At 38.0% G+C, this 11,449-nt stretch carries 9 protein-coding genes and 1 pseudogene; 9 read left to right on the plus strand and 1 reads right to left on the minus strand.

The features are described from left to right. The 8 genes from ACTBZY_RS00795 to ACTBZY_RS00830 all read left to right on the plus strand — a co-directional run. Positions 1-2,862: VCBS repeat-containing protein (locus ACTBZY_RS00795; RefSeq protein ID WP_463044414.1), on the plus strand; the 2,862-nt coding region annotated here is incomplete at its 5' end. A 144-nt stretch (positions 2,863-3,006) separates the two neighbouring features. Continuing rightward, positions 3,007-3,615, plus strand: coding sequence for a TetR/AcrR family transcriptional regulator (locus ACTBZY_RS00800; protein ID WP_463044415.1), 609 nt, complete (start codon positions 3,007-3,009; stop codon positions 3,613-3,615). A 2-nt stretch (positions 3,616-3,617) separates the two neighbouring features. Beyond that, on the plus strand, positions 3,618-4,883 hold the full coding sequence (locus ACTBZY_RS00805) for a TolC family protein (RefSeq protein ID WP_463044416.1): 1,266 nt from the start codon (positions 3,618-3,620) through the stop codon (positions 4,881-4,883). 13 nt (positions 4,884-4,896) lie between these two features. Next, positions 4,897-5,877: an HlyD family secretion protein gene (locus ACTBZY_RS00810; protein WP_463044417.1), complete on the plus strand. Its 981-nt coding sequence runs from the start codon at positions 4,897-4,899 to the stop codon at positions 5,875-5,877. Continuing rightward, positions 5,877-6,806 (plus strand): ABC transporter ATP-binding protein, encoded by a 930-nt coding sequence (locus tag ACTBZY_RS00815; RefSeq protein ID WP_463044418.1) that lies wholly within the window; start codon positions 5,877-5,879, stop codon positions 6,804-6,806. Before ACTBZY_RS00810 ends, ACTBZY_RS00815 begins: the two co-directional genes overlap by 1 nt. Then, positions 6,799-7,539 carry an ABC transporter ATP-binding protein gene (locus tag ACTBZY_RS00820; protein ID WP_463044419.1) on the plus strand — a complete coding sequence of 247 codons (741 nt, stop codon included), beginning with the start codon at positions 6,799-6,801 and terminating at the stop codon, positions 7,537-7,539. The genes ACTBZY_RS00815 and ACTBZY_RS00820 overlap by 8 nt, the downstream gene beginning before the upstream one ends. 27 nt (positions 7,540-7,566) lie before the next feature. Next, a complete protein-coding gene (locus ACTBZY_RS00825; RefSeq protein ID WP_463044420.1) occupies positions 7,567-8,673 on the plus strand; it encodes an ABC transporter permease in 1,107 nt (368 codons plus the stop codon). A 91-nt stretch (positions 8,674-8,764) separates the two neighbouring features. Further along, positions 8,765-9,886, plus strand: a complete 1,122-nt coding sequence (locus tag ACTBZY_RS00830) for an ABC transporter permease (protein ID WP_463044421.1) — start codon at positions 8,765-8,767, stop codon at positions 9,884-9,886. A gap of 87 nt (positions 9,887-9,973) precedes the next feature. Here ACTBZY_RS00830 and ACTBZY_RS00835 read toward each other — a convergent pair whose 3' ends face one another. Then, positions 9,974-10,858, minus strand: coding sequence for an AraC family transcriptional regulator (locus ACTBZY_RS00835; protein ID WP_463044422.1), 885 nt, complete (start codon positions 10,856-10,858; stop codon positions 9,974-9,976). Positions 10,859-11,192: 334 nt separating this feature from the next. Here ACTBZY_RS00835 and ACTBZY_RS00840 point away from each other — a divergent pair. Beyond that, positions 11,193-11,449: pseudogene (locus tag ACTBZY_RS00840) on the plus strand (glycosidase); the annotation flags it as partial.

Raw genomic sequence — 11,449 nt, forward strand, 5'->3', positions numbered from 1 at the left:
AATAACGATGGGCTATTAGATATTTATGTTTCTGTGTCGGGAAATGAAGAGAATCCAGCCTTGAGAAAAAATAAATTTTATATCAATGAAGGCCATTTTGTTTTCAAGGAGCGGGCGGCAGAATATGGTTTGGATTGTAATGGATTTACCACCCAAACAGCCTTTTTCGATTATGATAAGGACGGAGATTTAGATGCTTATGTCATGAATCATAACGTGAAAGATTTTAAGCGTTTTGATGTAGAGGCCGTTCATTTTATGAGAGATGAATTTGCAGGTGACAAACTGTTTAGAAACGATAATAACAAGTTTGTGGATGTAAGTAAAGAAGCAGGTATTAAAGGAAATCCAATCGGTTTCGGTCTAGGTATTCAAGTTTCTGATTTGAATCAAGACGGATGGCCGGATATTTATATTTCAAACGACTATTTAGAAGGAGATTATTTATATGTCAATAATCAGGATGGTACTTTTTCGGATAAGATAGCCGAAATGGTAGACCACACGAGTTATTTCAGTATGGGAAATGATGTGGCAGATGTGAATAATGATATGCTGCCAGACATTTTTACTTCAGATATGCTTCCAGAAGATAATAGACGTCAAAAGCTACTTTTCGGACCAGACAATTATGAAGGCTATTTGAACATGCTTCAGAATGGTTTTCACCCAGAAGTCATGCGAAATATGCTTCACCTTAATGAAGGGAATGGAAGTTTTGCAGAGATGGGACAACTGGCAGGCATCTCTAATACAGACTGGAGTTGGTCGCCTTTGCTAGCCGACTTTGATAATGACGGTTTTAAAGATATGTTTATTTCTAATGGTTATCTACGAGACTATACCAATAATGATTTTGTAAAGTTTTATTCCGAACAGAGAAGTGAAGGAAGTGATAATGTAATGGATATTATCAACAAAATGCCTTCTACTAAAACGGCCAACTATGTTTTCAGAAATAAAGGAGGGCAGACTTTTGAAAACGTTCAGAAAAGCTGGGGTTTTGAAGATGCTAGAATTACAAACGGAGCCATATATGCCGACTTGGATAACGACGGTGATTTAGAGATTATCACCAATAATTTAAATGAAGAGGCTAGTGTTTTTGAAAATAGAACCAAAGAAAACGGACATTTTATTGCCTTAAATTTGAAAGGTAATTCTAGTGAGATTCTGAATACAAAAATTAAGGTTTATACCGATAATAATTCTCAGTATAGGGAGTTTTCTCCTAATCATGGCTTTCAAAGTAGCTATTACGGAGCTCAGCTTTTCGGTCTAGGGAGCCTGACTGCCGTAAAAAAGATTGAAATAATTTATCCAGATGGAAGAGGGCAGACATTGTTAAATCCCGCTATCGATAAATATATGGACGTAGCATATAACCCTACAGAAATTCCCTCTCCTGAAAATGAAGAACCTTATTTTAAAGAACTTGATTTTCAATGGGTAGAGCATAGTCAAAAGCCTCTAAACGATTTTAATCGCCAAATTTTATTGCCCTGGATGTATTCTTATCAAGGGCCTTGTTTGGTTAAGGGAGATATTAATGCTGATGGCATTGAAGATTTTTATTTAGGCGGCGGAAAAAATTCTCCTGGACAGTTAATGAAAGGTTTGGGAAACGGCAAATATGTGGCTACCAATGAGGTACTGATGAAACAGTGGGAACTCTGCACTGATGTGGATGCTGCCTTTATTGATGCGGATAATGATGGCGACTTAGACCTCTATGTTGTCGGTGGAGGGTATGAGTATTTGCCGAATGACCTGATGCTTCAAAACAGACTTTATTTAAATGACGGAAAAGGAAATTTTTCTAAAACAGATGAAGCTTTCCCTGCCGACATTTTCTCTGACTCGGCGGTTGAGGTTTTAGACTTCGACAACGACGGCGATCAAGATCTTTTTGTTGCTGGTTTTGTGCTTCCTGGAGATTATCCTGTAGTCAATCCTTCAAGATTTTATGTGAATAACAAAGGCGTATTTACCAGATTAGCGTCTAAGGCTTTTGAAAACTTGGGTTTAATTAAAGATGCTAAAGCGGTAGATTATGATGGTGATGGGAAAATGGATTTGGTTTTGGCAGGGGAATGGACAGAGATTAAAGTTTTAAAGAATTTGGGTGGTGATTTTGAAGTGAGGAATAATGTCATTCCAAGTGGAACGGGTATGTGGCAGAGTCTTCTCTTTGAAGATTTTGATGGTGATGGCGATATGGATTTAATAGCAGGAAACCTTGGACTTAATTCTCAATTCTGTGCTTCAGAGAAGGAACCCCTTCAGTTACATCTGGCAGACTATGATGGAAATGGAAGGATAGACCCCGTTATTTCTTGTTTTATACAGGGAGAAAGTTATCCCGCATATAGTAGAGATGAGCTCTTAGATCATATAGCACCACTCCGGAAAGTTTATAACACCTATGATATTTATGCAGGAGTAACCACCGCTAAATTTTTAGAGAATTTTCCGGACGTTATACCAGTAGTTTATAAAACCACGAACCTGTCGACCTCCTATTTCAAAAATGAAAATGGTAAGTTTGTAAAAGTCGAATTACCCGTTCAAATTCAGGCAGCACCCATTTATACCATGCTGGCGAAAGATGTAAATGGCGATGGGAAAATGGATTTAATAGCTGCAGGTAATAACACGCATACACGTGTTAGAATTGGAAATATTTCAGCGAATCATGGGCAGGTTTTCCTAAATGATGGCAAAGGAAACTTTACTTTTGTTCCCTCTTATAAGGCAGGTCTTAATCTAAAAGGAGAGGTGCGTGCCTTGGCTGATGTCAATGGAAATCTTTTGGTGGGGCAAAATGGAAATAACGTGAAAGCCTATATATTAGGTGATTAAGATATTTTTTTTGTACTGACTTATCGCTTTTTATGATTTCTTTCATAAAAAATTAAAGAATGTTTTTTTGTTTTCTAATATTTTTCCCAATACGTTTGTGATGCAATTAACCATATGGTTAAACTAATTAGATAAACTAAAAGGTTGTCGAAAGAAGAAACTACAGAGATTAAAATTCTCAAAGCGGCAGAAGAAGTATTCCTTAAAAATGGAATGGACGGTTCACGTATGCAGGAAATAGCAGATGTAGCGGGAATTAATAAGGCTATGTTGCATTATTATTTCAGATCTAAGGAGATGCTTTTTGAAAAAGTTTTTAATGAGAAGGCTCTTTTGTTTTTTCCTGAGGTCACTGCAATATTTGAAACAGAGGCTCTGCTGGTAGACAAAGTGGATGCTTTTGTAGAAAAGTATATCCTCTTTATGAATGAGCACCCGGTCATACCTTTTTTTATTATCAGTACTATTAATAGAAAGGAAAGTGATGGATTTATTGAAAAGTTGCCCTTTAAGAAGGCCATTGCAGAAAGTTTCATGAAAAGCTATTATAAAGACCTTGAGAAAGGTTTGGTGTCGGAACTGAACCCAATGCAGTTTATCCTTTCTCTCATTGGAATGTGTATTTTTCCTTATCTAGGAAGGCCTATTTTACAGCACAGTTTCCAGCTGTCCCATGAGGCGTTTTTGGAACTGATGGTGATGAGAATAAGTGAGGTCCAAAACTATACCCGTAAAATTTTAAGCGTATTGTAATTATGAAGAAGGGATTGTTTTTCATTATCGGCATTTTGTTAGCAGGTCATTTAAGTGCCCAAGATGTCATTTCATTGGACGCTTTAGTGATAAAAGCCAAAGAGCATAGTCCACAGCAAAGTCAATTGGGTTTTATTGATCAAATAACGGATTTGCAAATAAAGAATCTTAAAGGGTCTTATTTACCACAGTCGTCTTTAGGTGGGCAGGCCACTTGGCAATCGGAAGTAACTTCTTTGCCTATTTCTTTACCAGGTGTAAACATTCAGCCGCCACCTCAAGATCAATATAAAGTAACTTTGGATGTACAGCAAAATCTTTGGGATGGAGGTGTTACCTCAAGCCAAAAATCAATGGCCTTGGCCAGCCAAAAAATTGAGAAAGCCAAAGTGGATGTAGACCTGTTTAAAGCAGAAGAGCAGCTTACTCAGCTTTTCTTCGGAGTTATTTTTACCGATAGACAAAAGGTGAATGTGACATTGATTTTGAATGAGATTGATGCCAACATAGCTAAGGTCAAATCTGCCGTTGAAAATGGAATTGCTATTCGAAGTAATTTACTGGCTCTGGAAGCAAAAAAGCTGGAATTGCAACAACAATACGTGGAAATACAAACCAAAAGAGAATCTGCCATAGAAGCAATTTATCTATTAACAGGTGAGCAAATTCCTGTGGAAGCTACCTTTCAGTCACCTGTTTCTCTAGTGCCAGATTTCTCTCAAAACTCAAGACCTGAACTTAACTTACTCACTGCCCAGCAACAGTCTACTACAGCATTAGAGGGACTTGTGAAATCTAAAAATATGCCGAAAGTCATGCTGTTTGGTACAGGAGGGTACGGTAGACCTGGCTTGAACTTTCTGGCCAAAGATTTCTCTCCTTATTTTATAGGAGGTGTTCAGTTAAGGGTGCCACTGAGTCATTTGTATAATGGTGGGCAATCTAATGAGATACAACAGCTTCAGATCAATAGAATGAGGCTAGACAAACAAAAAGAAAGTTTCACTTTAGCTTCGGACATTCAATTGGCTGCTCAAAGAAAGGATATGGAAAGGCTAGGAAAATTGGTGCAAAGCGATCGGAAACTGATCAATATAAGAGAACAAATTACCAAAGTGGCCAATGCCCAATTGGAAAATGGGGTCATCACGGCCACAGACTATTTAGAAGAACTGAATAGAGAAGACTTAGCCAAACAGACCTTAATTCTGCACGAAGTTCAACTTATGCAAACAGAAAGAAATATTAAACTCATTTTGGGTCAATAAAAAGTAATATAAAATGACAACACGATATATTTTATCATTGATGATACTGGCTGTTTTTATAGCCGGTTGTGGCGGTAGCGATAATGAATTTGATGCCACAGGCGTTTTTGAAGCCACCGAAATTATAGTGTCTTCGGAGAGTTCCGGGAAAATCCTTGATCTAGAGATTGAAGAGGGTTCCGTGCTCACAGCGGGTCAATTGGTGGGCTTGGTAGATTGTGAAAATCTCAATCTACAGAAGTCTCAGTTAGTAGCGAGTTATGATGCCATAGGTGCCAAAAGGAATTCTGCAGGACCTCAGGTTCAAGTCTTAAAGGAGCAGCTGAATACACAAAGAAGACAGTTAGACACGCAAAAAGAACAATTGTCTGTTTTAGTTAAGGAACAAACGAGAGTTCAAAAACTGGTAGCCGCAGAAGCGGTTCCTACCAAGCAGCTCGATGATTTAAATGGAAATGTAGATGTGCTTGGTAAGCAGATATTAGCCGCGGAAAGTCAATTGAAAGTAACACAGCAACAAATAAAGTCCGCTGAAGAACAGATAGCCATAGGAAATAGAGCGGTGATGAGTGAGCAAAATCCTATGAAAGAAAGAATAGCTCAAATGGATAATTTGATAGGTAAATGTCAAATTCTTAATCCTGCGGCAGGAACGGTATTAGTGAAATATGCCGAGCAAAACGAAGTGACAGGTGCAGGAAAAGCCCTTTACAAACTGGCAGATTTGACGGAATTAAAACTGAGAGCATATCTTACAAATACACAGTTGGCAAAAGTGAAAGTGGGGCAGGAAGTTAGCGTTATGGTAGACAGCGGAGAGGAAGACTATAAAGAACTTAAGGGAAAGATTGAATGGATAGCCGATAAAGCTGAGTTTACACCCAAAACGATTCAAACGAAAGACGAAAGGGCGAACCTGGTTTATGCCACTAAAATTGTGGTGAAAAACGATGGTTTCTTGAAGATTGGTATGTACGGTGAAGTTAAATTATAATGTCAGCTGTTAGTATTCAAAATATCACCAAAACTTATGAGAAAGGTAGCATAACGGCACTGAAGGGTATTAACCTAGAAGTAAAAGAAGGCGAACTTTTCGGAATCATCGGTCCAGATGGAGCAGGGAAGACTACGTTGTTTAGAGTCTTGACCACACTGTATGTTCCAGATTCAGGTACGGCTAAAGTCATGGGCCTTGACGTGGTAGAAAACTTCTGGGATATCAGGAAGATTGTGGGTTATATGCCCGGTAAGTTTTCACTTTATCAAGATTTAAGCATTGAGGAAAATCTGAATTTCTTTGCCACTGTTTTTGATACTACGGTAGCAGAGAATTACGAGCTGATAAAAGATATATATATACAAATAGAGCCTTTTAAACATAGACTTGCGGGAAAGTTATCGGGGGGAATGAAACAGAAACTAGCTCTATGCTGTGCTCTTATTCACGAACCCAAGGTTTTGTTTTTGGACGAACCCACCACGGGAGTGGATCCTGTTTCCAGAAAGGAATTCTGGGATATGCTCGATAAGCTAAAGGAGAAAGGAATCACCATCGTGGTTTCTACGCCATACATGGACGAAGCCAGCAGATGCGATAGGATAGCTTTAATGCAGAAGGGAGAAATACTGGAATTAGACACGCTGGAGAATGTCATTGCCAAGCATTATCAAAAGATGTACGCCATTAAGGGTACCAATAGGTATAAATTAATGCTAGATATTAAAGCTTATAAAAATACCGCCAGTTGCTTTGCCTTTGGCGAAGAAAGTCATGTGACACTAGATGCAGCGGAGTTCTCGGAACATGGATTAATACATTTTTTGAAAGAAAAAGGGCATCATGATGTGGAAGTGAAAAATATTGATCCTGGAATAGAAGATGTGTTTATCAAACTAATGCTAGAACAAGAAGCCCATGTCTGAGATAGTAATACATACCGAAAATTTAACCAGAAAATTTGGAGATTTTACGGCAGTGGATGCCATTAGTTTTGATGTGACAGCAGGAGAGATATTCGGTTTTTTGGGAGCCAATGGTGCAGGGAAAACTACGGCCATGAGAATTTTATGCGGACTTTTGGAGCCTTCATCTGGCATAGGAAAAGTGGCGGGTTTTGATGTTTACAAAGAGAACGAGGAAATCAAAAAGAACATAGGTTATATGAGTCAAAAATTCTCATTATACGAGAATTTGACTGTGAGAGAAAACATCACATTTTTTGGCGGAATCTATGGTATTCCTAGAAGGGAGCTAAAAGAAAAGGCCAACGTGCTTATTGATAGACTGGGGCTTGGCTCAGAAGCAGACAAATTGGTAGGCTCCTTGCCATTAGGTTGGAAACAAAAAATCTCCTTTTCTACGGCCATTCTTCATGAACCCAAAATTGTGTTTTTAGATGAACCCACAGGCGGTGTGGATCCTATTACCAGAAGACAGTTTTGGGATATGATTTATGAAGCAGCAGACAGAGGGATTACGGTTTTTGTCACCACCCATTATATGGATGAAGCCGAGTATTGTGACAGGGTGAGCATTATGGTGGATGGTGGCATAGCGGCCTTGGACACACCATCTGAAATGAAAAAGTCTTTTGGAGTCAAGGATATGAACAATGTTTTTCTTCAGCTGGCCAGAGGAGCAAAAAGAGGAGAGTAGCAGACTGAAATTTAGTTTAAAAATAATATGAAAGTCTTTTTAGCTTTTGTGAGAAAAGAGTTTTGGCACGTACTGCGTGATAAAAGAAGTATGATTATTCTGATAGGTTTACCTATCGTGATGATGCTGCTCTTTGGTTTTGCTCTCACCTCTGAAGTCAAAAATTCTAAAGTGGCTGTCTTAGATTTTTCTAATGATGAAACCACCAGATTATTAATTGATAAGTTAGACCAGAGCAAGTATTTCTCCGTCAATAAAATATTGAAAAGTGAATCAGAAATAGAGCCTGCTTTTAGGAGAGGAGAAGTAAGAATGGCCGTTATTTTCCCTCAGAATTTCCAGACAGATTTATTGCATGCCAATCATGCCCAAGTAAGGTTAGTGGGGGATGCTTCGGACCCCAATACTTCAAATATTATGATAAACTATGCCTCGGCCATTTTTATGGATTATCAGAATGAGCTGTTTGGGCAAATGAAAATTCCGTATCAAATAAAAACGGAAACCAGAATGCTTTTTAACCCACAGTTAAAGGGTGCCTATAGTTTTGTGCCAGGCGTGATGACCTTGATACTTATGCTTTTGGGTGCCATGATGACCTCCGTTTCTATTGTGAAAGAGAAAGAAATGGGCACCATGGAAATTCTTCTGGTCTCTCCTATGAAGCCTATATTGGTTGTTTTAAGCAAGGCCGTGCCTTATTTAGTTTTATGTTTTTTAGACGTGATTTTGATTTTGCTTATGGCGGTTTTTGTTTTAGACATGCCTATCGTAGGTTCGGTTCCGTTGCTTTTGGCGGAGAGTTTATTGTTCATATTTACAGCCCTGTCTTTGGGCTTGTTAATATCGGCCATAGTGGATTCTCAGCAAGTGGCTATGTTTATTTCATTGGTAGGTTTTTTAATGCCTGCCTTGGTTTTTAGTGGCTTTATGTTTCCCATCGAAAACATGCCATTGCCACTTCAAATAGTTAGTAATGTAGTACCTACCAAATGGTATTATGATATCATTAGCAATATTTTGGTAAAGGGTTTAGGCTTTGCTTTTGTGTGGAAACAAACGGCGATACTCTCCCTAATGACGGTGGTTTTTCTTACTGTGGCCATTAAGAGGTTTAAAGTAAGGTTGGCGTGAAATAAATAAGCATTGGCTCCATTGCAAGGGCAAATCGGCAGAAAAAGGGGTGAATCCCCTTATAGAATTAAGCCATTTTAAATTGAAATAAATGAACAACCTAATTTTTCTATTAGAGAAGGAGTTTAAACAGATTTTCCGTGACCCGGCTATTCTGCGTTTAATTCTGCTCATGCCCATAGTTCAGCTTGTTTTGATACCGCTTGCGGCGGATTATGAAATAAAACAGATTAATATTTCTGTTGTCGATCACGACCATTCCACCTATTCCAGAAGGTTAACAGAAAAGCTGACGACCTCGGGTTATTTCCAATTGGCGGAATACCATAATTCGTATAAGAAGTCTTTAGAAAGCGTGGGAAAAGGAGACACGGATATTATTTTGACCATTCCTGCCAATTTTGAAAGAGATTTAATAAAGGAAGATAAGAATACCCTTCATTTGGCTGCAGATGCCGTAAATGGAGTAAGAGCAGGTTTAGGCACGGCCTATGCAACCCAAATCATAGGAAACTTTAATCAAGAAATTAGAGAGGAGTGGGTGCAGTTTCCTAGGATGTTACCGATGCCTCAAATAGAAATAACTTCTTCAAACTGGTACAATCCACATATAAATTATTATCTATTTATGGTACCTGGCGTCTTAGCCATTTTGGTCACTATGGTAGGGAGTTTTTTGGCGGCTTTGAATATAGTAGCTGAAAAGGAAGTTGGCACTATAGAGCAGTTAAACGTTACGCCACTTAAAAAGCATGAATTTATTTTAGGGAAATTGATACCTTTTTGGGTGCTCGGTATGATTTCTATTACTTTGGGTATGATAGGAGCGTGGCTCATTTTTGGGATAATACCCGTAGGCTCCTATTTAACCATATATATCTATGCTGCTGTATATCTCTTAGGGGTTTTGGGTATCGGTTTGTTGGTGAGCACATTTGTAGAATCTCAGCAGCAGGCTACGCTTTTCGCTTTCTTTATCATGATGATTTTTATCCTACTGGGTGGTCTTTATACGCCTATTGAGAGTATGCCTGAATGGGCACAATGGCTTACCAAGATAAATCCTCCGGCCTATTTTATTAGGGTTATTAGAGCAGTTTTTATTAAAGGAAGTACTTTTTCAGAGCTATTACCAGACTTTTTTGCTATGGTCGGTTTTGCCATATTCTTTAACTTTTTAGCCGTAAGAAATTACAGCAAAAGAAGTGCTTAATGGTTTCTTGAAAAGAACTGAAATCTGAATAAAAAAACGCCGAAGAATGGAACTTGCTGCATTGAAATAAAAAACACCAAAAGCTATCTAAATAAATGTTCTAGTACCGGCAAAGTCCTCTCTAAACTGCTTTGGTGTACAGTTTTTCTTAGATTTAAAAAGTCTGTTGAAATAAGAAAGGTTATTGAAACCACATTTATAGGCTATTTCTGAAATGGTTTCCGTAGTATCAATAAGTTTTCTGGAGGCATGGCCTAACCTAATTTCGTTAAGGCTATCTATAAAGGTTTTTCCCGTTCTCTTCTTAATGAATCTACTAAAGGATACGTCTGTCATTCCTGCAATTTTGGCTACATCAGATAGGGTAACTTCTTTGGCGAAGTGGATTCTCATATGAGCAAAAACCGCTTCTATTCTCCTACTGTTATATGTCGTCTTATTCCCTACAAAAGAATCCTCAGAGAGCAGCGTCATCTGGTCGGTTTTAGAGAGCTCATGCAAAATGCTTAGAAGTTCTAAAACGCTGTCAAACCCAGTTTTCTGAGTAAGTGACTGAAATCTGGGTGTCAGTTTCTGAGCTATTTCTTTGGAAAAACTTATCCCTCTAATAGATTTTTCAAACAGTTTGCGAAGAAAATAGGATTGATTTCTTTTAAGGAAGTTTTCGTCAAACAGGTCTCTATGAAACTGAATCGTGATTTCTTCTATTTTACCTTTTTCTTCGTCCAAGATAAAATCGTTGTTAACCCAGCCATGAGGCAAGTTAGAGCCTACCAGCACTAGCTCCACATCACCAATAACCTCTTGGTGATCTCCCACAATTCTCTTGACACCTTTGGCATTCAAAATAAAATTCAGTTCGTATTCTTCATGGAAGTGAACGGGGAAATCGAAGTTGGTCTTGGTTCTAGTTATGACGTAAAAACAGTCATAAGGAGTTAGGGGTGTTATTTCTCTGTAAACATGAGACATATTATTTCTTAGGGCTTAGGGTATATGACAAAAGTAGTGCTTTAAGTGTCGTTTTACCAAATCGTAAATTTCAGGGTTTATTTGCCATGAGCCTTGTTTTATGAACATTATTACTCGCTCCTATTTTTTGTATGACTTATAAATTGATAAAAATGTGTTATTCTAGAAAGCTATTTGATTCTATTTTTGTAATGGATCCGTAAAGCATTAACCTGCTCTTTTTAGATTTAAGTAGGAAAGAAGACTTTAAAATGACGACCGATTCCAGAAATGTTCTGTTTGAGAACGGGTTAAGATAACTCAAATTTTATAGGCAAACGTATTCACATATTTAATGGAATTTAACAGTAGATTAGAAGCTTTAAAACGGCAAAAAGACGAATTGATTTCAAAAATCAATGAGAAGGAGAAATTAGGAAATGGGATTTTTGATAGATATAAGAATCCTGTTTTGACAGCGGAACATGTTCCACTAAGTTGGGAATATGACCTAAATCCGGCTACGAACCCCTTTCTCATGAAAAGGTTTGGAATAAATGCTGTCTTTAATGCTGGTGCCATAAAATGGAAAGGTAAATACATTTTAGCCGC

Source organism: Arcticibacterium sp. (genome assembly GCF_055134445.1).